20 protein-coding genes are annotated in these 18456 nt (G+C 72.7%); 6 read left to right on the top strand and 14 right to left on the bottom strand.

What is annotated here, in order from left to right; translation table 11 throughout:
• The first annotated feature begins 13 nt into the window (after positions 1-13).
• The 3 genes from thiS to pknB all read left to right on the top strand — a co-directional run bounded on the left by thiS (position 14) and on the right by pknB (position 3065).
• Positions 14-214 (top strand): sulfur carrier protein ThiS, encoded by a 201-nt coding sequence (gene thiS / locus ACIA8R_RS16195; protein WP_352331034.1) that lies wholly within the window; start codon positions 14-16, stop codon positions 212-214.
• Positions 207-962, top strand: coding sequence for a thiazole synthase (locus tag ACIA8R_RS16190; protein ID WP_397038970.1), 756 nt, complete (start codon positions 207-209; stop codon positions 960-962). The genes thiS and ACIA8R_RS16190 overlap by 8 nt, the downstream gene beginning before the upstream one ends.
• A gap of 168 nt (positions 963-1130) precedes the next feature.
• Positions 1131-3065 carry a Stk1 family PASTA domain-containing Ser/Thr kinase gene (pknB, locus tag ACIA8R_RS16185; protein ID WP_364091266.1) on the top strand — a complete coding sequence of 645 codons (1935 nt, stop codon included), beginning with the start codon at positions 1131-1133 and terminating at the stop codon, positions 3063-3065.
• A gap of 6 nt (positions 3066-3071) precedes the next feature.
• On the opposite strand, the gene alc is transcribed toward pknB, so the two are convergent.
• Genes alc through ACIA8R_RS16170 form a run of 3 tightly spaced genes read right to left on the bottom strand, consistent with a single transcriptional unit; the run spans position 3072 to position 6469 of the window.
• Complete coding sequence (gene alc / locus ACIA8R_RS16180; protein WP_397038968.1) at positions 3072-4019, bottom strand: allantoicase; 948 nt, start codon at positions 4017-4019, stop codon at positions 3072-3074.
• Positions 4020-5330 (bottom strand): allantoinase AllB, encoded by a 1311-nt coding sequence (gene allB, locus ACIA8R_RS16175; RefSeq protein ID WP_397038966.1) that lies wholly within the window; start codon positions 5328-5330, stop codon positions 4020-4022. It abuts the gene before it with no gap.
• Positions 5327-6469: a glycerate kinase gene (locus ACIA8R_RS16170; RefSeq protein WP_397038964.1), complete on the bottom strand. Its 1143-nt coding sequence runs from the start codon at positions 6467-6469 to the stop codon at positions 5327-5329. Before ACIA8R_RS16170 ends, allB begins: the two co-directional genes overlap by 4 nt.
• 247 nt (positions 6470-6716) lie before the next feature.
• Between ACIA8R_RS16170 and ACIA8R_RS16165 the strand changes: the two genes are divergently transcribed.
• Positions 6717-7868, top strand: coding sequence for a winged helix DNA-binding domain-containing protein (locus ACIA8R_RS16165; RefSeq protein ID WP_397038962.1), 1152 nt, complete (start codon positions 6717-6719; stop codon positions 7866-7868).
• 78 nt (positions 7869-7946) lie between these two features.
• Here ACIA8R_RS16165 and ACIA8R_RS16160 read toward each other — a convergent pair whose 3' ends face one another.
• From ACIA8R_RS16160 to uraD, 7 genes are read right to left on the bottom strand one after another with little or no spacing between them, the layout of a single operon-like run.
• Positions 7947-8159: an EF-hand domain-containing protein gene (locus ACIA8R_RS16160; protein ID WP_357705305.1), complete on the bottom strand. Its 213-nt coding sequence runs from the start codon at positions 8157-8159 to the stop codon at positions 7947-7949.
• Positions 8160-8205: 46 nt separating this feature from the next.
• Complete coding sequence (locus ACIA8R_RS16155) at positions 8206-9588, bottom strand: 8-oxoguanine deaminase (RefSeq protein ID WP_397038959.1); 1383 nt, start codon at positions 9586-9588, stop codon at positions 8206-8208.
• Positions 9585-10055 (bottom strand): (2Fe-2S)-binding protein, encoded by a 471-nt coding sequence (locus ACIA8R_RS16150; RefSeq protein WP_364091278.1) that lies wholly within the window; start codon positions 10053-10055, stop codon positions 9585-9587. Before ACIA8R_RS16150 ends, ACIA8R_RS16155 begins: the two co-directional genes overlap by 4 nt.
• Positions 10055-10915: an FAD binding domain-containing protein gene (locus tag ACIA8R_RS16145; protein ID WP_357705302.1), complete on the bottom strand. Its 861-nt coding sequence runs from the start codon at positions 10913-10915 to the stop codon at positions 10055-10057. Before ACIA8R_RS16145 ends, ACIA8R_RS16150 begins: the two co-directional genes overlap by 1 nt.
• A gap of 5 nt (positions 10916-10920) precedes the next feature.
• Entirely contained in the window at positions 10921-11784 is an 864-nt protein-coding gene (gene pucL / locus ACIA8R_RS16140) for a factor-independent urate hydroxylase (protein WP_397038957.1), read from the bottom strand.
• Entirely contained in the window at positions 11785-12084 is a 300-nt protein-coding gene (gene uraH, locus ACIA8R_RS16135; RefSeq protein WP_357705300.1) for a hydroxyisourate hydrolase, read from the bottom strand. It lies immediately after the preceding gene.
• A complete protein-coding gene (gene uraD / locus ACIA8R_RS16130; RefSeq protein ID WP_364091284.1) occupies positions 12081-12605 on the bottom strand; it encodes a 2-oxo-4-hydroxy-4-carboxy-5-ureidoimidazoline decarboxylase in 525 nt (174 codons plus the stop codon). Before uraD ends, uraH begins: the two co-directional genes overlap by 4 nt.
• 145 nt (positions 12606-12750) lie before the next feature.
• Between uraD and ACIA8R_RS16125 the strand changes: the two genes are divergently transcribed.
• On the top strand, positions 12751-13593 hold the full coding sequence (locus tag ACIA8R_RS16125) for a deoxyribonuclease IV (protein ID WP_397038954.1): 843 nt from the start codon (positions 12751-12753) through the stop codon (positions 13591-13593).
• Positions 13594-14172: 579 nt separating this feature from the next.
• On the opposite strand, the gene ACIA8R_RS16120 is transcribed toward ACIA8R_RS16125, so the two are convergent.
• The 3 genes from ACIA8R_RS16120 to ACIA8R_RS16110 form a co-directional block, all read right to left on the bottom strand.
• On the bottom strand, positions 14173-14913 hold the full coding sequence (locus tag ACIA8R_RS16120; protein WP_357705297.1) for a LytTR family DNA-binding domain-containing protein: 741 nt from the start codon (positions 14911-14913) through the stop codon (positions 14173-14175).
• Between the two features lie 66 nt (positions 14914-14979).
• Positions 14980-16119, bottom strand: a complete 1140-nt coding sequence (locus tag ACIA8R_RS16115) for a histidine kinase (RefSeq protein WP_357705296.1) — start codon at positions 16117-16119, stop codon at positions 14980-14982.
• 55 nt (positions 16120-16174) lie between these two features.
• Positions 16175-16771 carry a molybdopterin-dependent oxidoreductase gene (locus tag ACIA8R_RS16110; RefSeq protein WP_357705295.1) on the bottom strand — a complete coding sequence of 199 codons (597 nt, stop codon included), beginning with the start codon at positions 16769-16771 and terminating at the stop codon, positions 16175-16177.
• A 156-nt stretch (positions 16772-16927) separates the two neighbouring features.
• Between ACIA8R_RS16110 and ACIA8R_RS16105 the strand changes: the two genes are divergently transcribed.
• Positions 16928-17218, top strand: coding sequence for a YiaA/YiaB family inner membrane protein (locus tag ACIA8R_RS16105; protein WP_357705294.1), 291 nt, complete (start codon positions 16928-16930; stop codon positions 17216-17218).
• Position 17219: 1 nt separating this feature from the next.
• Here ACIA8R_RS16105 and thiI read toward each other — a convergent pair whose 3' ends face one another.
• On the bottom strand, positions 17220-18416 hold the full coding sequence (gene thiI, locus ACIA8R_RS16100; RefSeq protein ID WP_357705293.1) for a tRNA uracil 4-sulfurtransferase ThiI: 1197 nt from the start codon (positions 18414-18416) through the stop codon (positions 17220-17222).
• Between the last annotated feature and the right edge of the window lie 40 nt (positions 18417-18456).

The following is an 18456-nucleotide window of genomic DNA, read 5'->3' as shown; positions in this document are numbered from 1 at the left end:
TTCGGGATATTTCATGATTGTGACGATCAACGGCGCCGCGCACGAGGTGGCCGACGGCACCACCGTGGCCCAGGCCGTACGGACGCTGACCACCGCCACCACCGGGGTCGCGGTGGCCGTGAACGACGAGGTGGTGACGCGCAGCTCGTGGGAGACGACGGCGCTCGGCGACCGCGACCGCGTCGAGGTGCTGACGGCGGTGCAGGGTGGATGAGCTGATCATCGCCGGGGAGAAGTTCTCCTCCCGGCTCATCATGGGCACCGGCGGCGCGCCCTCCCTGGAGGTGCTCGACCAGGCGCTGGCCGCCTCGGGCACCGAGCTGACCACGGTGGCCATGCGGCGGCTCGACCCCGGCGCCCGCGGCTCGGTCCTCGACGTGCTGCGCCGCCGCGACATCAAGGTGCTGCCCAACACCGCGGGCTGCTTCACCGCGGGCGAGGCCGTCCTGACGGCCCGGCTGGCCCGCGAGGCCCTGGGGACGAACTGGGTCAAGCTAGAGGTCATCTCCGACGAGCGCACGCTGCTGCCCGACCCGATCGAGACGTTCGACGCGGCCGAGCGGCTGGTGGCCGACGGGTTCGTGGTGCTGCCGTACATCGGCGACGACCCGGCGCTGGCGCGACGGCTGGAGCAGGCCGGCTGCGCGGCCGTGATGCCCCTGGGCGCGCCGATCGGGTCGGGCCTCGGCATCAGGAACCCGCACAACATCGAGCTCATCGTGGAGGCCGCCGCGGTGCCGGTGATCCTCGACGCGGGCATCGGCACGGCCAGCGACGCCGCCCTGGCCATGGAGCTGGGCTGCGACGCGGTGCTGCTGGCCACGGCGGTGACCCGCGCGCAGCGGCCCGAGCTCATGGCCTCGGCGATGAGGGCGGCCGTGGCGGCGGGGCGCCAGGCGCGGCAGGCGGGCAGGATCCCGCGCCGCCGCTACGCGGAGGCGTCCTCGCCGACGACCCCGTAGGGGCCCGCCGGAAGTTCGCCGCGTAGGATCCTCCTCAGATCCCTCGGAGGGCTCGGCTCGCGCCGGGTCCTCCCGCCGGTCGGGGCCGCTCTCCTGGGAACGTCTCCGCATCGGTTTCGGGCGCGCGGGCCCTGCCGGTGCCAAAACGCCCGTAAACTCAGGGGGGTGGTGGATAAGACGACTGCGGACCCCCTGGTCGGGCGGCTCCTCGATGGGCGCTACCGCATCGAGAGCCGGATCGCCCGGGGCGGTATGGCGACCGTCTACCTGGCGCTCGACGTCCGGCTGGACCGCACTGTCGCGCTGAAGGTCATGCACTCCTCGCTCGCCGAGGACCCGGCCTTCGTCCGCAGGTTCATCGGTGAGGCCAAGTCGGTCGCGAGTCTGTCCCACCCCAACGTGGTGCACGTCTTCGACCAGGGCACCGACACCGACGTCGTCTACCTGTCGATGGAGTACGTGCCGGGCCGCACGCTCCGCGACATCCTGCGCGAGCGCGGCAGGCTGCCCGCCCGCGAGGCGCTGGAGATCATGATCCCGGTGCTCGCCGCCCTGGGCGCGGCCCACCAGGCCGGGATGGTCCACCGTGACGTGAAGCCCGAGAACGTGCTGATGACCGACGACGGCCGGGTCAAGGTCGTCGACTTCGGGCTGGCCAGGGCCATCGAGGCGACCAACCAGACCCGTACCGGCGTGATGATCGGCACGATCGGCTACATGTCGCCCGAGCAGGTCACCACCGGCGGCGCCGACGTGCGCAGCGACGTCTACGCCGCGGGCATCATGCTGTTCGAGCTGGTGACCGGGCAGCAGCCCTACGACGGCGAGACGCCGATGTCGGTGGCCTACCGGCACGTTCACGACACGGTGCCGCCGCCGTCGGCGCTGGTGCCCGAGGTGCCGCCGCTGATCGACACGCTCGTCGCGCACGCCACGGCCCGCGAGCCGCACGACCGCCCCAACGACGCCACGGCGATGCTCGTCCAGGCGGTCGAGGCCCATCGCATGTTGCCCCGGCTGAGCACCCCGCCGGCCATGACGGCGGTGTTCAACCAGTCGATCCCGCCGCGTCCGAGCGGCGCGGGCGCCCCGTCGATGCCGATGGCCGCGCCCGCCCACACGCTGATCCAGCCGCGCGCCGAGATGGCGCCGCCAGTGCCGCCGGTGTCGCCGCCGCCGTCCACGCGCTCGTTCAAGCCCAACTGGTTCCTGGTCACCCTCGCCGCGGTCATGGTGGTCGCGGTGGCGGTGACCGGCTGGTACTTCTCCCAGACCAAGATGGTGCCGGTGCCCGACCTGGTCGGCCAGAACATGGTGGTCGCCGAGCGGACCGCCACGAGCAAGGGCTTCAAGATCCACAAGGTCGCGGGCGAGTACGACGAGGACACCGCCGAGGGGCTGGTGCTGCGTACCGACCCCGAGGGCAAGACCGAGCTGGAGAGCGGCGGCACGATCACGCTGGTGCCCTCGCTCGGCCCCAAGCGGGTGATCGTCCCCAGCGTCAAGGGGCTGACCAGCGACGAGGCCCGCGTCAAGATCGCCGAGGCCGGGCTCACCGTGGGCAGCGTCAAGCGCCTGCCCAGCGCCGAGGTCGAGCGGAACAAGGTGATCCGCAGCTCCCCCGAGGCGGGCGAGAAGGTCAAGGAGGGCGCGAAGGTCGGCATCTTCGTGAGCGCCGGCATGGTGATGCCCGACGTGACCGGCATGCCGAAGGACGAGGCCGCCGCCTACCTGGGCGGCCAGGGCTTCCAGGTGCAGGTCAACGAGGTCGACGACGACGCCGAGCCCTGCACGGTCATCGCCCAGGCGCCCAAGGCCAAGTCCGAGGTCGACAAGGGCACGCCCGCCATGATCACGGTGGCGCGCTGCCAGACCGACTTCTGGGACTGGTTCAAGGGCGACAACGAGGCCCGCGACGACCAGGACTTCCGCCTGGTGCCCGCGGTCATCGGCAAGAACGTCAAGGACGCCAAGTCGGAGCTGGAGTCGCTGGGCTTCCACGTCCGGGTCAGCCGGCTGGCCAACGGCGGCGTCGTCCAGTACCAGCGGCCGTTACCGAACAGCGAGCGACCGCCCGGCGCCACCGTCTACCTCTGGCAGTAGCCCTCCTCAGGCCAGGTGGCCGTGCAGGCGGACCCTGGCCAGCCCGCCGTCCGGGTAGATGTCGACCCGGACGTGGGTGACCGGTTCGGAGTGGTCGAGGCGGAAGCGGTGGGGCAGGTCGGGCTGCAACCGGGTCTTGGGCAGCAGCCCGATCTCACGTCCGCCGGACAGCCCGGTGAGCGCCACGTGGCCGGGGGCATTGAAGATCAGGTTCGTGGTGTCGATCTCGGCCAGGCGCACCAGGCCCGGCCCGGCCAGGCGGATCAGCAGCCAGTCGTTGCCCGGCTCCCGGCGGCGCGCGGTCTCCCAGCCCTCGGCCTGATGCCGGGCCAGCCCGGGAGCGATGACATTGTTGGGCGCGGAGTAGAACTCATCAGAACAGGCGGTGACCAGGCCGCCGTTCTGCAGCGCGGCCAGGTCGAGGCTCAGGCCGTCGTAGACCGACAGGTCGGGGCGTACCTCGCCGTGCACGCGCAGGCGGGCGATGCCGCCGTCGGGATACATGTTCAGCCGTACGTGGGTGTACCGGGTGTCGTCGCCGGTGACCTCGACGTGATGCTCGGCGTCGCCCTTGAGCCCCGTCCTGGGGACGATCTCCGTCCAGTCGGCGGCGGCCAGCTCGGCCGCTGAGGGATGGCCGGGCACGGCGGCGGCCTCGACCGACGCGTGCGGCGGGTAGTTGCCCTTGAACCAGGCCGTGTCGATCACCACGCCGCGGATCACCCCCGGCAGGCCCAGCCGCACCAGCGCCCAGTCGTGGCCGGGCGTGCGGCGGCGGCGGGTCTCCCACCCGTCGTACACCTGCCCCTTGTTGCCGAACGTCTCGGCGCGGAACCCGGGACGGCCCGGCCTGATCAGGCTCTCCTTCTCGGCGAACGACTCGTCGCTGGCCGCGACGACCGAACCGCCGAGGGTGCGCAGGGCCAGGTCGGGCAGGGTGGTGAAGCCGGACATCTACTGTTCTCCCAAGATGAGGCGGCCGTGCGGCTGCGTGTCCACGGGACGGCCGCGCAGCCAGGTGGTCAGGACGACGCCCTTGAGCACCCGGCCGTGGTACGGGGTGACGGGATTACGGTGGTGCAGACGGGCGGCGTCCACCGGGTTGTCGGCGCCGGGGTCGAAGGCGACCAGGTCGGCGTCGTTACCGGGACCGATCGCGCCCTTGCCGGGGATCGCGGCCAGCGCGGCCGGCGCCGACGACATCCAGCCGACGACGTCGGCCAGGGTGTGACCGCGCCGGGCGGCCTCCGTCCACACCGCCGACAGACCCACCTGGAGAGAGGCGACCCCACCCCAGGCGGCGGCGAAGTCGGGCACCTTCAGATCGGCGGGCGAGGGCGAGTGGTCGGAGACCACACAGCTCAGCACACCGCCGGCCAGGCCCTCCCACAGCAGCTCGCGGTTGGCCCGCGACCGGATGGGCGGGCAGCACTTGTAGGCCGTGCGCCCCTCGGGCACCTGCTCGGCCTCCAGCGTCAGATAGTGCGGGCAGGTCTCGGCCGTGACCGCCACCCCCTCGGCCTGGGCCCGCGCCAGCACCTCCAGGCACTCGGCGCTGGAGACGTGCAGGACGTGCACCCGCGCCCCGGTCTGCGCGGCCAGCGCGACGACCCGCGCCACCGCACTGGCCTCGGCCGCCCCCGGCCGCGACTCCAGGAACTCCCGGTACGTCGGCCCGCCCGGCTCGGCCAGCAGCTCCGGGTCCTCGGCATGCACGACGACGAGCCCGCCGAACCCGGCCACCTCCGCCAGCACCGCCCGCAGCTCCGCCGTGCCCAGCGGCGGGAACTCCTCCACACCCGACGGCGACATGAAGCACTTGAAACCCCGCACGCCACGCTCGTGCAGCGGCCGCAGCTCCTTGAGATTGCCCGGGACCGCGCCGCCCCAGAACCCGACGTCCACGTGGCACTGCCCGCGCGCGGCCCGCAACTTGACCTCCAGCGCCTCCACGCTGACGGTGGGCGGCACGGAGTTGAGCGGCATGTCCACGATCGTGGTCACCCCACCGGCGGCGGCCGCCCTGGTCGCCGAGGCGAACCCCTCCCAATGCGTACGGCCCGGCTCGTTGACGTGCACATGCGTGTCCACCAGGCCGGGCAGCAAGGCCAGGTCACGCAGGTCGACGTCCTCGACGGCATCGAGGGGCGCGTCGTAGTCGTACAGGGCCTCGATGCGCTCGCCCCGCACGGCCACGGCCACCGCCCGCTCCCCCTCGGGCGTGACGGCCCGGCGGGAGCGGACGACGACGTCGTAAGCGGTCATCTGCCCTCCAGATGGTCGGCCGCCACGCGAGCGGCCAGGCGTTCGAGCAGCGGGCCCGCCTCGGCCATGCAGCGGGCCGGGTCGGGCTCCAGGTCGGTCAGGGCGTAGGCGGCCTCGATGCCGGCGTCCTTGAGCTCGGTGTCGCCGAGGGTGCGCCGGCCGCAGACCGCGACGACCGGCACGCCCGCCCTGGCCGCGGCCTGGGCCACGCCGATCGGCGCCTTGCCGCGCAGGGACTGCTCGTCGAGCGACCCCTCACCGGTGATCACCAGCCGCGCGCCCTGGACGAGCGCGCCGAAGCCGAGCAGGTCGAGCAGGTATTCGATGCCGGGACGCAGCTCGGCGTGGAGAAAGGCCAGCGCCGCGAACCCGACGCCGCCCGCCGCGCCCGCCCCGGGGGCTCCGGCCACGCCCATGGCGCGCGGGGTGTCGTCGTGCTCGACCGCGCCGACCAGGCCGTGGGTCTGCGTGGCGACCGCGGCCAGCCGGGACAGCCCGGCCTCCAGCACCTTGACGTCGTCGGGGGTGGCGCCCTTCTGCGGCCCGTAGACGGCGGCGGCTCCGTGCGGGCCGAGCAGCGGGTTGTCCACGTCGCCGGCCACGACGAACTCCACCCCGGCGACGTCGGCGAACCCGGACAGGTCGATGCGGGCCAGCCCGCGCAGCGCGGCGCCGCCGTCGGGCAGCTCGGCGCCGTCGTCGTCGAGCAGGCGCGCGCCGAGCGCCCGGACCATGCCCGCTCCCCCGTCGGTGCAGGCGCTGCCGCCCAGCCCGAGGACGATTCGCCGCGCCCCCCTGCGCAGGGCGTCGGCGATCAGCTCTCCGGTGCCGTAGGAGGTGGCGGTCAGCGGGGCGAGCCCGACGGGCAGCCGCCGCAGCCCGGACGCCTCGGCCAGCTCGACCACCGCCGTCGGCGTGCCATCCGCGGCCCGCCAGGCGTAGGCCGCGGTCACGCGTTCGCCGGTGGGCCCGGTGACCTCCGCTGTGACGCGGTCGAACCCGCAGGCCACGGCCGCCTCGACGGTGCCGTCGCCGCCGTCGGCGACCGGCAGCTCGACCGTGGGCACCCCGAGCCCGGCCGACACCCGCGCCGCGACCTCGGCGGCGGTGAGGGAGCCCTTGAACTTGTCGGGTGCCACCAGAACCTGCTTAACCACTACGAACTCCCACAAGATGCTGAACAATGGCCGGACACGCCTTCCTGCCCGGTGCGAGCGGGCAGGAAGGCGTGACTCATCATCACATCAGGCCCCTGACCGAGGGCGGCCCAGGGTGGGTGCCCTCAGCGAACAGCCTCCCTGAAGCAGCCGCGAATCTGAGCGGTCTTGACGGGTTCTGAGGAGGTTGATCCTCCAACTAGGCTCACATCCCGTAAGGAGGCGTTTCATGCGCATTTCTGAGCGGGAGCGGCGGCGTCGTCTGGGCGTGCGCCACAGCCTGGCGGCCAAGGCGGCGAGCCCGGAGGAGGCGACGGCCTCCGTAGTGGTGCTGCACGCGACCGACCCGGCGACCGTGTTCCTGTCGGCGGGCGCGCGGCTCACCGCCCCCGGCCCGGCGCCGGTCGAGCGGGCCCTGTACGAGGACCGCACGCTGGTGCGCATGCACGGGATGCGGCGCACGGTGTTCGTGGTCCCGGCCGCGCTGGTGCCCGTCGTGCACCACTCCTCCACGCTCGCGGTCGCCACGAGGGTGCGCAGGGCGCTGGTCAAGGAGCTCACCGCGGCCGGCGGCTGGGACGAGCCGTGGCTGGCGGAGGTGGAGTCGTCGGTGCTGCGCGTCCTGGCCGAGGAGGGCACGGCGACGGCGGCCCGGCTGGGGGTGCTGGAGCCGCGGCTGCGCGAGCAGTTCCGGGTGGCCGTGGGCAAGCCGTACGAGGCCGTGCACAGCGTCGGGCAGCGGCTGATCACGCTGATGGGCATGGAGGGCCGGCTCGTCCGGCAGGGCCGCCCGTCCGGCTCCTGGACGAGCACGCAGCACCTGTGGGCCGTCGCCCCGCCCATGGACGACCTGGCCGTCCCGCAGGCCCAGGCGGAGCTGGTACGCCGCTGGCTGGCCGCGTTCGGCCCCGGCACGGAGGCCGACGTCAAGTGGTGGACCGGCTGGACGCTGCGCGAGGTGCGCGCCGCGCTGGCCGCCGTCGGCGCGGTCGAGGTCGAGCTGGACGAGGGCCCCGGGTACGTCCTGCCCGGCGACCTGGACGAGACGCCCGAGCCCGAGCCGTGGGCGGCGCTGCTGCCCGCCCTCGACCCGACGCCGATGGGCTGGCAGGGCCGCGACTGGTACCTGCCGAAGGAGCACCGGGCCGAGCTGTTCGACCGCAGCGGCAACGTCGGCCCGACCGTGTGGTGGGACGGCCGGGTCGTCGGCGGCTGGGGGCAGCGTCCCGGCGGCGAGATCGTGTGGCGGGCGCTCACCGACGTGGGCTCCGACGCCGTGACCGCCGTGGAGGCCGAGATCGCCGGTCTGGCCTCCTGGCTCGGCGGCGCACGGATCACCCCTCGCTTCCGCACGCCCCTGGAGCGCGCCCTGTCGGAGTAGGCCGCCGCCGCCGAGGCGCGGCGCTGTCGGAGCGCCCTCTGGAGCGCGCCGTCGGCGTAGGCGGCGCGCCCGAGGGCGTCAGGCGACCAGGCGGATGAACTCCTCCAGCGAGTAACGCCCGTCCTGGTCGGTGTCGGCCTCCTGGCTCAGCGCGCCGAGGGCCTCGGCGGGCAGGTCGGGGAAGTGCCGCTTCAGCTCGGCCTCGCTGACGAAGCCGTCGCCGTCGGTGTCGATCTCGGCGAAGGTGCTTCTGAGCTGCGCCAGCCGCTCGCCGGGGAGTTCTGCCGACACGGGACCGCCTTTCAGTGCTGGATGCCACGTTCCGGACATTCACACCTTAGTGATGGATCTCCCTCTCCGCCGAGAGCCCGCGTTCGGCCGCCAGCCGCATGAGCCTGCGGTGGGCGTCGGCGCCCGCCCGCCCGGCCGCGTCGTGGGACGTCGTCCGCAGCTCGCCGTCCTCGACCACGGTCCGGCCGCCGACCAGGACGCGGGCCACCGGCGGCGGCGGCCCGAACACCAGCGCGCACACCGGGTCGGCCACGGCGGCGGTGAAGGGCCCGCCGGTCCGCCACAGGACGACGTCGGCCAGCTTGCCGGGCTCCAGCGAGCCGAGCTCGGCCTCGCGGCCCAGGTTGCGCGCCCCGCCGAGGGTGGCCAGCTCCAGCGCCTGACGGGCCGACAGCGCGCGGGGGCCGTACCTGGCCCGCTGGAACAGCAGGGCCTGCCGCATCTCCCCGGCCGGTGAGGTCAGCTCGGAGGAGGCGCTGCCGTCCACGCCGAGGCCGACGTTCGCGCCCCGGCGCAACATCTCCGACACCCGGGCGATGCCCGCGCCCAGGCGGCCGTTGGAGGAGGGACAGTGGGCCGCGCCCGTGCCGGTGCGGGCCAGCTTGGCGATGTCGGCGTCGCTGAGGTGCACGGCGTGCGCGAGCCACACGTCGGGCCCGAGCCAGCCGAGCTTGTCCATGTAGTCGACCGGACGCAGACCGAACTGCTCCATGCAGTGCTCGTCCTCGTCGAGGGTCTCGGCCAGGTGGGTGTGCAGGCGCACGCCCTTGTCCCTGGCCAGGGCGGCCGACTGGGTCATCAGCTCCGCGCTGGCCGAGAACGGCGAGCACGGCGCGACCGCGACCCGCACCATCGAGGACGGCGATGGGTCGTGGTGGGCGTCCACCGCCTCGGCGGTCGCGGCCAGGGCGTCGTCGAGCTCCTCGACCACCTCGTCCGGCGGCAGCCCGCCGTGCGACCGGCCGCGGTCCATCGAGCCGCGCGCCGGGTGGAAGCGGACGCCGATCTCCCGCGCGGCCTCGACCCCGGCCGCGAACAGGTCGCCCCTGCCCTTGGGGAAGACGTAGTGGTGGTCGCTGGAGGTGGTGCACCCGCCCGTCGCCAGCCAGCCGAGCCCGGCCGTGGCCGCGCCTCTGACGACCTCGGCGTCCATGGCGGCCCACACGTCGTAGAGAGCCACCAGCCACTCGAACAGGGTGGCGTCCTGGGCCAGCCCCTGCGAGGCCCACTGGTAGAGGTGGTGGTGGGTGTTGACCAGGCCGGGCGTGGCCAGGCAGCCGGAGCCGTCCACGCGCCGGGCGCCGGGGGTCGCGGGCGCGGGGCCGGGGCCGAGCGCGGCGATCCGGTCGCCCTCGACCACGATGTGGCCGGAGGGGATCTCGGGGCCGACGACGGGCGCGATGTGCGCGTTCTCGATCAGCAGGGTCATCGGGCCGCCTTCCGCGCGGCGGCCAGCCGTACCGCGTCGAGGATCTTCTCGTAGCCGGTGCAGCGGCACAGGTTCCCCGCCAGGGCCTCGCGGATCTCGGCGTCGGAGGGCCGGGGCACGCGTTCGACCAGGTCGTGGGCCTGTACGACGAGCCCGGGGGTGCAGAAGCCGCACTGCACGGCCCCGCACTCGACGAACGCCTCCTGCACCGGGTCGAGCCGGTCGCCCTCGGCCAGCCCCTCGACCGTGCGCACCCGCCGCCCCTCGGCCTGCCCGGCGGCGACCAGGCACGAGCAGACCGGCAGCCCGTCGAGATAGACCGTGCACGAGCCGCATTCGCCCTGCTCGCAGGCGTTCTTGGAGCCGGGGAGCCCGATCCGCTCGCGCAGGACGTACAGCAGGCTCTCCCCCTCCCAGATGTCGTCCACGCACTGGTCGCGGCCGTTGACGGTGACGTTGAGGCGCATCAGGCGGCCCTCCTCGCGAGGTGGTCGTTCCAGGCCCAGGTGAGCGTGCGCCGGGCCATCACGCCGACGGCGTGCACCCGGTAGGCGGCCGTGCCGCGCACGTCGTCGATCGGCGCGGCGGCGGCCGCGCACAGCTCGCCGAAGCGGGCCAGCAGCGCGGGGGCGAGCGGCGCGTCCCAGTCCAGCTCCGCGGCCAGCAGGGCCTCGGCCTCCAGGGCGCGGCGCGGCGTGGGCGCGGCCGAGCCGATCCCGGTGCCCACCCGCCGCTCGCCGGGGTGCAACGCGACCGCGAACGAGCACACCGCGATCACCATGGCGTTGCGCGTGCCGACCTTGGAGAAGTACTGGGGTCCCGGGGCGGGCCCGACGCGCACGGCCCTGATCAGCTCGTCCGGTTCCAGGGCGTTGCGCTTGACCCCGAGGTAGAACTCGTGCGCGGGGATCAGGCGGATGCCCCGGTCGCGCGACTCGGCCTCGACGACCGCGCCCGCCGCCAGCAGCGGCGGGTGGCTGTCGCCCGCGGGCGAGGCCGCGCCGAGGTTCCCGGCGACCGTGCCGCGGTTGCGGATCTGCGGCGAGCCGACCGTGCGCGCGGCCTGCGCGAGGCCCGGCAGCACCCCGTCCAGCTCGTCGACGACCGTCGCGTACGTCACCCCCGCCCCGATCCGGCAGACCCCGTCGGTCATGCCCCATTCGCGCAGCTCGGCCACCTGGTTGAGGTCGAGCAGCGCCTCCGGCCTGCGCACGTCGAAGTTGATCTCCACCATCACGTCCGTGCCGCCCTGGACGGGCAGCGCGCCGGGCCGGTCCGCCTTGGCGGCCAGCGCCTCAGCCCACGTGGTGGGCCGCAAGAAGTCCATCGTCCTCACTCCCAGGCGAATCCCGCGTCCGGCGCGTCCTCGCGCAGCACGCTGCCCTCGATCAGCCCGTAGGGGCGGTCGGCGGCGTAGAAGACCTCGTTCTCGTTGTCCAGGCCGAACGGCGACAGGTCGACCAGGAAGTGGTGCTTGTTCGGCAGCGCGAACCTGACCTCGCAGACCTGCGGGCAGGTCGTCAGCACCCGCTCGCCCATCGCGTAGAGGGTCTGCTGCAACGACAGGCTGTACGTCTGCGCGAACGCGTCCAGCAGGCCCTCGCGCACCCGCGCGTACGGCGGGCGCTCCCCCGTCCCGGTGTGCCGCCACTGCGCGGTGACCGCGGTGGCCAGGACGCGGTCGGTCGTCGGCTGGAGGGTGGTGTACTCGTCCACGAGGTAGCCGTGGAACTCCGAGCCGGTCGAGTTCAGCACGACCAGGTCCTTCAGGCCGGACACGACGGTGGTGCGGCCGTCCCGGTCGTGGTGGACGACGCACGTGCGCACCTCGCCGCCGTCGCGCACGAAGGAGTGCCGCGACCGGCCGGGGATGCGGTTCCAGGCGTACTCCTCGATCTCCACCCGCGCGTGGTGGATGGAGGCGTGCGCCGAGACGTAGTGGCGGGCCAGTAAGAGGGCGAAGTCCTCGATCTCGCCGACGCCGTGCTTCCTGGCGAAGGCGTAGACGGTGTTCTTCTGCGTGTCGGTGGGCAGGACGGCGGCGTTGTCGCCGTTCCTGTGCACCTGTTCCATGTCGCCCGACAGCGAGGAGCTGACGTTGACGTCCTTGATGTGGTGGACGTCTCCGTCCCTGACCACGTGGACGAGCCTGGTCTCCGCCTTGCCGTAGCGGTTGGGGCCGAGCTTGACGGTCATCTAGCTCCCTCGGTAGGTGGAGTAGGCGTACGGGCTGAGCAGCAGCGGCACGTGGTGGTGCGCGCCGGGGTCGGTGACGGTGAAGGCGATGACGACCTCGGGGTAGAAGGTGTCGGCCAGGTAGCCGCCGGTGTCGAAGACGACCCGGTGCACGCCCTCCTCGGTGACCCAGCCCGTGATCCGGCCGTCGGCGTCGGTGCTGCCCCGGGCGAGCACGCGGCCCTCGCGCTCCAGCCGGACGCGGACCCCGGCGGCCGGCCGGCCCGCGACCGCGTCCAGGACGTGTGTCGAGAAGCTCATCTCCCCTCCTCTTCCATGAGCTTCCCCAGCCGGAGCCGGGTGATCTTCGCCAGCTCGTCGCGGACGACGCCGCGCTCGCCCTCCTCGTCGTTGCCCAGCCGGGCGCGCAGCCGGGCCAGCAGCTCGGCCCCGCTCAGGCCGGTCGCGCACACCAGGTAGACGTGCCCGAAACGCTCCTCGTACGCACGGTTGCCCGCGGCCAGCGCGGCCCGCAGCTCCGACGCCTCCTCGGAGGTGTCCTCGTGCGCGCCCGCCTGCTCCTCGCGCGACCAGCGCGACTCCCGGCCGTCCCCGGACGGGCGTTCCCCGATCCGCGGGTGGGCCGCCAGCGCCTCCAGCACGTCGGGCCACTTCAGCTCGCGCACCGCGGTCTCGGCGGCCTCGGCGAGCCGTTCGCGGCCGGCGTAGGGCCTGCGGGCGGCGACCGCCGCGGCGAAGGCGCGGGAGGCGCAGCAGGCCAGCAGCTCGGCCTCCGCCTCCTCACGCGGCCGCCGGTTGAACCGGGCCAAGGAGTTGGGCATGTCAGCAGTACACACAGGGGCCTGCTCCCCGGTCCATCCGTGAGAACTCCCAAGTACGCAACGGGATGGCCAGGACTTTTCGTGTCATGCTCCAACCCGGCCCCGGCCGGGACGCCGCTGAGCTGCGCCTACACTGGGAGCCATCATGACCTTGACATCCCTGATCGGCGGGCACGTGTCCGTCACCGGCGGCCTGGCGACCGGCGGCCTGAAGTACATGGCCGAGATCGGCGCCGAGATGATCCAGGTGTTCGTCACCAACCCGCGCGGCTGGGCGCTCAACGACGGCAAACCCGCCGAGGACGCCAAGCTGGCCGAGTCCGGCGTCACCGCCTTCATCCACGTGCCGTACCTGGTGAACTTCGGCTCGCCCAACCCCGAGACGCTGGCCAACTCCATCGCGGTCGTCCGCCACGGGCTGCGGCGCGGGGTCGAGACCGGCGCCAAGGGCGTCGTCGTCCACACCGGCTCGGCCGTCACCCAGTCGCGCGACGACGCGCTGCGCCAGGTGCGCGAGACGCTGCTGCCGCTGCTCGACGAGGTCCCCGAGGGCGGCCCCGACCTGCTGCTGGAGCCCATGGCGGGCCAGGGCGCGATGCTCTGCGCGACCGTCCAGGACCTGGAGCCCTATCTCGCGGCGCTCGACTGGCACCCGCGGGCCTGCGTCTGCCTCGACACCTGCCACGCCTTCGCCGCCGGCCACGACCTGGCCGCCGAGGGCGGGGTGCGGGAGACGTTCGACGCGCTGCACGCCCTCGCGCCCGGCCGGCTCAAGCTCATCCACGCCAACGACTCGAAGGACGTGTGCGGGGCCAAGAAGGACCGTCACGAGAACATCGGCGCGGGCCACATCGGCGCGGAGCCGTTCGCCGAGATCATGCGGCATCCGGCGGTGGCGGGGGTGCCCCTCTGCATCGAGACGCCCGGCAAGGCCGACAGGCACCGCGAGGACATCGAGCTGCTGAAGAAGCTTCGCGACGAGGGCTGATCCGGCGTTCCCCCGGTGACGGGTGCCTGGTTCCTGATCGTGAGAGGGGCGCCTGCTTTCGCGATCCGGCCGCCCCCGAAGGCCGGATCGCGGGGCCGGGGTCCGTGGCCTCCGCAGGCGCCCCTTCACGTGATCGGCAGGCGGGCCCTACCCCCCGGTCAAGGGCCCGACAGCCGTGGTGACCTGGTTGGTCACCGGTGAAGCCGACGCATCAGGCCCTTGCTTGGGCCTCTCGGCCCGTCCCCCCCCGATGCGCCGGGTGGCTTCCGATGCCGAAACACTACGGTCGCGATCTTGTAGGAGACACCCCGTTCACGGTCAGCTCGTTGAACGGTCTGTAGTCATCGACATACGGAGGGTGTCCGCCCGGTGAACGGTCACCCACCGGCGACGAACGGTTGCTTCCTGGGTTCTCCACGGAGGCCGCGCGACGCGGCCGGGCCCTGCCCGCACCGCGTCCGACCCATGTGACCTGGGAAAACTTTTACCATCGGGCAGCCGCGACGGGCTCGGCGACCGGCCGTGGACCGGCCGCCGGCACGCCCTGCTTCACGCCCGCCCGTTCGTGCCGGGCGAGGGTCAGGAGAAGACGCCGCGATGCTGGCGGACGAGCTGCTCGCGCACCTGGCGGCTGTGACGCCGGCTGACCTGAAGCGTCTCGGTGCCGACGGTGAGCGTGACCCGGCCGCCCTCGAAACGCAGCTCGCTGACGTGCCGCGCCGAGACCAGCGTGCTGCGGTGGACGCGGATGAACCCCGCCTCCGACCAGCGGCGTTCGAGCGCGGCCAGCGACATGCGGACGAGGTAGCTGCCGTCGCCGGTGTGCAGCCGCACGTAGTCGCCCTTGGCCTCGGCGAACCAGACGGCCTGCTGCGGCACGAACCTGGTGCGGCCGCCCAGCTCGACCGGGATGACGTCGTCCTGGCTCGGCTCGGCGGGCGGCGCGGAGGCCGCCTCCAGCCGCCTGACGGCCTCCGACAGCCGCTCGGCCCGGACCGGCTTGAGCAGGTAGTCGACGGCCTCCAGCTCGAACGCCTGCACCGCGCACTCCTCGTGCGCCGTGACGAACACCAGCTTGGGCGGGCTGGGAAAGCCGCCGACCAGCCGGGCGAGGTCGAGCCCGCCGAGGCCCGGCATCCGGATGTCGAGGAAGATCCCGTCGAGCCGCTCGCCGCCGCCGATCATCTGCACCATGTCCTGCAGCGCGGTGACGCCGTCGGCCGCGGTCGCGACGTGTTCGATTCTGGTGTCCTGGCGCAGCAGATAGGCGAGTTCTTCAAGAGCGGGCACCTCGTCGTCGACTGCCAGGACCCTCAGCATGGCCTCCACGCTCCCGTATGAAAGCAAAGGTCAGCCGCGACACGCCAGCCCAGCGTAAGGAAAAGACTACAATGAGCTAAATTGCGTCTTCGGGACCCGCAGTCGCACCCTCGTGCCGGCGCCGAGCGCGGTCTCCACGACGAGGCCGTAGCCGTCGCCGTAGATCTGGCGCATGCGCAGGTCGACGTTGGCCAGGCCGATGCCGCCGCCCTCGCGGGCCGGTTCGCCGTCGAGCATGCGCCTGGCGCACTCGGGGTCCATGCCGGTGCCGTCGTCCTCGACGGTGATGTGGGCCTCGGGGCCGGCGTCGCGGACGACGACCCGCACCTCGCCGCCGCCGCGCCGGCCGCGCATGCCGTGCTTGATGGCGTTCTCCACCAGCGGCTGGAGGCACAGGAAGGGCACCGGCACCGGCAGCACCTCGGGCGCGACCTGCATGCTGAAGCGCAGTTTGTCGCCGAAGCGGGCGCGTTCCAGCAGCAGGTACCGGTCGACGCAGGTCAGCTCGTCGGCCAGGGTGGTGAAGTCGTGGGCCCTGCGCAGGGCGTAGCGGGAGAAGTCGGCGAAGTCGAGCAGCAGCTCGCGGGCGCGCTTGGGGTTCGTGCGGACGAACGAGGCGATCGTGGTCAGCGCGTTGTAGACGAAGTGGGGCGAGATCTGGGCGCGCAGCGCGCGCATCTCGGCCTCCAGCGCCCGCCGCCGCGAGGCGTCGAGGTCGGCCAGTTCGAGCTGCCCCGACACCCAGCGGCCCAGCTCGGTCACGGTACGCACGAGCGTCGCGCTGACCTCCTCGTCGAAGGCGGCCAGCGTGCCCACGACCGTGCCGTCGACGGTCAGCGGCACGACCACGGCCCCGTACGGCCGCCCGGCGAACACCTGCGCCCGCCCGGCGGCCAGGGTGGTGCGGGCGTAGGTGAGCACGTCGTCGGTGCACGGGCCGTCCCAGGCCAGCGCGGCGTCGATGGAGGTGATCGCGACCGCCCGGGTGCCGAGCAGCGTGTGCAGGTGGCGTACGGCCTTGCGCGCCGAGTCGCGGTCGAGCCCGGTACGCAGGGCGGGCGCGGCCAGCCCCGCGACGTGCAACGCGGTGAAGGTCGCCTCGTCCTTGCCGCCGCCTCCGGGAAGCGGCCGGCGGCGCGCCCTGGCACAGGCGTAGCCGAGGACGAAGGTCAGAAGGGAGAGCGCCACGCATGCGGTGGTCTGCATGCGCAAAACCGTAGCCAATAACCGGTCGTGTTCGGGTGGAAACCCGGAGTGAAGTCTAGGGTGGACCCTCGCCGGGTTCCTCCTGGTAGGAGTAACGCTGTTCGCGCCAGGGATCGGCCAGGTTGTGGTACCCGCGCTCCTCCCAGAAACCTCGCCGGTCCTCCAGGAGATATTCGATGGCCCGCACCCATTTGACGCTCTTCCAGGCGTACAGGTGGGGGACCACGATGCGTACGGGGTAACCGCGGTCGGGGCTGAGCGGCTTCTCGTCCAGCTCCGTGGCGAGCAGGGTGTCGGGGGCGGCGAAGTCGGACATGCGGAGGTTGGCGCTGTAGCCGTACTCGGCCCAGATCATGACGTGACGCACGCCGGGGTCGGGCGGCGCCAGCTCCATGATCGTGGCCGGGGTGACGCCCCGCCACTCGTTGGCCATGAGGGAGAACTTGGTCACGCAGTGGAAGTCGGCGATGCGCGTGTCCCGGGGCAGCTTCTCGAAGTCCGCCCAGGTCAGACAGTGCTCCTCGCCGGAGGCCGTGGCCCCGAAGACGCGGAAGTCCCAGCTGTCCGGCTTGAACGAGGGCACCCTGCCGTAGTGGATCACGGGGCGGCCGCGCGGGACGTACTGGCCTGGAGGCAGGCGCGACTCCTCCACGATCACTCCCCTCACCGATCTCGCGTCTTGGGCCATCCTGCCATCGGCCCGGCCGAGCCCCGCGCCCGGGGCTGGGGCCCGGCCTTGTCGTACTCAGGAGTAACCTGAGTACGACACCTCATGCGGCGGCCTGGCCTGCGGGATCACCATGAGCTCATGACCAAGCCCATCCGTACCACGCAGACCACCGCGTTCTACGTCCAGGCGATCCTGTCGTTCGCCGTCGCCGTGTCGTCCGTGGTGATCGCCCTGATCTACCTGCCGGCCTCCGGCTGGATCCGGGCCTTCCTCGCGCTCGGCCTGCTGTACGTGGTCACCTCCACGGTCAACCTGTGCAAGGTCGTCCGCGACCGGCAGGAGCTGGCGGAGGTCACCAACCGCGTGGACCAGGCCAGGCTGGACAAGCTGCTGGCCGAGCACGACCCGTTCAAGGTCGACGCGGCCTGACCTACAGCGTGTACTCCTGGATCGAGTCGGCGAGCTGCACGCACAGCTCCTCGGCGTCGAGCCGCTTCTCGATCTGCTTGAGGTCCTCGATCTTGGCCCGGGTCTCGGCGCGCTTGGGAGCCAGCAGGGAGCAGCAGTCCTCGTCGGGCAGCTCCGAGATCTCCAGCGTGCCGATGCGCCGGGCCTCGGCCATGATCTCGGTCTTGTCCCAGCCCACGAGCGGGCGCAGGATCGGCAGGTCGACCGCGTTGTCCTGGGCGGTGATGTTGGCCAGCGTCTGGGAGGAGACCTGGCCGAGCGCGTCGCCGGTGATCAGGGCGCCGGCGCGGATGCGGTGGGCGACCTCCTCGGCCGTCTTCAGCATGAGCCGCCGCTGGGCGATCACCGCCAGGCGGTCCTGGCCCGAGTTGCGGATCGACTGCTGCGCCTTGCCGAACGGCACCACCCACAGCCGCGACCTGCCCTGGAACCTGTCGAGCTTCCTGACCAGCGCGTACGCCTTGTAGATCGACTCGGAGGTGGTGAACGGGATGCCGGAGAAGTGCAGGAAGTCGACGTGGAGGCCGCGCTTCATCATCCGGTAGGCCGCCACCGGCGAGTCGATGCCGCCGGACATGAGCACCAGCGCCCGGCCGCTGCTGCCGACCGGCAGGCCGCCCTGGCCCGGGATGCCGTCGGTGAAGACGAACACCTCGTCCCTGTCGACCTCGATGTGCACGGTCAGCTCGGGGTTCTTCAGGTCGACGGGCAGGTGGTACTCGTCGTTGATCGCGCCGCCGACGAGCCGGTCGAGCTCGTTGGAGCGCAGCGGGAAGCGCTTGTCGCGGCGGCGGGAGCGCACGGCGAAGCGGGCCCCGCGGGCGACCTCCTCGCGGTCGCGGATCAGCTCCAGGGCGGCCTTGAGCACGCTGTCGGGGTCTTTGGCCACCCGCCAGGTCTGGTGGATCCACACCAGGCCGGGCACGTCGGCGACCCGCCGGGCCACCGCCTCGGCCTGCTCGACGCCCGAACCCTCGGGCAGGAAGATCGCGACGACGCCGTGGCGTCTGCGCACGTCCGTCTTGAGGCCGAGATCCTGGAGCGCGAAGCGGATGTTGTCGATCAGGCGACGCTCGAACAGCTCACGGTTCTTGCCCTTGAGGACGATCTCGCCCAGCTTGAGCAGAACGCATGGCTCGCCCAGGGCGGACATCGTCATGGTGGAACCTCCGGGGAAGACGGGGAAAGCGCGGCCGTAG

Source organism: Nonomuraea sp. NPDC051191, assembly GCF_044455665.1.
In the GTDB taxonomy this organism is placed as follows: domain Bacteria; phylum Actinomycetota; class Actinomycetes; order Streptosporangiales; family Streptosporangiaceae; genus Nonomuraea.
Note: the sequence above shows the minus strand (reverse complement) of the source record. Positions and strands in the feature narration are given on the sequence as shown.

Bases quoted from the DNA above. Each gene is read 5' to 3' on its own strand.
- pucL (WP_397038957.1), bottom strand. From the start codon at position 11,784: ATGACCGTCAAGCTCGGCCCCAACCGCTACGGCAAGGCGGAGACCAGG.
- uraD (WP_364091284.1), bottom strand. From the start codon at position 12,605: ATGCCCAACTCCTTGGCCCGGTTCAACCGGCGGCCGCGTGAGGAGGCG.
- thiS (WP_352331034.1), top strand. From the start codon at position 14: ATGATTGTGACGATCAACGGCGCCGCGCACGAGGTGGCCGACGGCACC.
- ACIA8R_RS16115 (WP_357705296.1), bottom strand. From the start codon at position 16,119: ATGCAGACCACCGCATGCGTGGCGCTCTCCCTTCTGACCTTCGTCCTC.
- ACIA8R_RS16125 (WP_397038954.1), top strand. From the start codon at position 12,751: ATGACCTTGACATCCCTGATCGGCGGGCACGTGTCCGTCACCGGCGGC.
- thiI (WP_357705293.1), bottom strand. From the start codon at position 18,416: ATGACGATGTCCGCCCTGGGCGAGCCATGCGTTCTGCTCAAGCTGGGC.
- ACIA8R_RS16145 (WP_357705302.1), bottom strand. From the start codon at position 10,915: ATGGACTTCTTGCGGCCCACCACGTGGGCTGAGGCGCTGGCCGCCAAG.
- allB (WP_397038966.1), bottom strand. From the start codon at position 5,330: ATGACCGCTTACGACGTCGTCGTCCGCTCCCGCCGGGCCGTCACGCCC.
- ACIA8R_RS16150 (WP_364091278.1), bottom strand. From the start codon at position 10,055: ATGCGCCTCAACGTCACCGTCAACGGCCGCGACCAGTGCGTGGACGAC.
- alc (WP_397038968.1), bottom strand. From the start codon at position 4,019: ATGTCCGGCTTCACCACCCTGCCCGACCTGGCCCTGCGCACCCTCGGC.
- ACIA8R_RS16155 (WP_397038959.1), bottom strand. From the start codon at position 9,588: ATGACCCTGCTGATCGAGAACGCGCACATCGCGCCCGTCGTCGGCCCC.
- ACIA8R_RS16165 (WP_397038962.1), top strand. From the start codon at position 6,717: ATGCGCATTTCTGAGCGGGAGCGGCGGCGTCGTCTGGGCGTGCGCCAC.
- uraH (WP_357705300.1), bottom strand. From the start codon at position 12,084: ATGAGCTTCTCGACACACGTCCTGGACGCGGTCGCGGGCCGGCCGGCC.
- ACIA8R_RS16105 (WP_357705294.1), top strand. From the start codon at position 16,928: ATGACCAAGCCCATCCGTACCACGCAGACCACCGCGTTCTACGTCCAG.
- ACIA8R_RS16120 (WP_357705297.1), bottom strand. From the start codon at position 14,913: ATGCTGAGGGTCCTGGCAGTCGACGACGAGGTGCCCGCTCTTGAAGAA.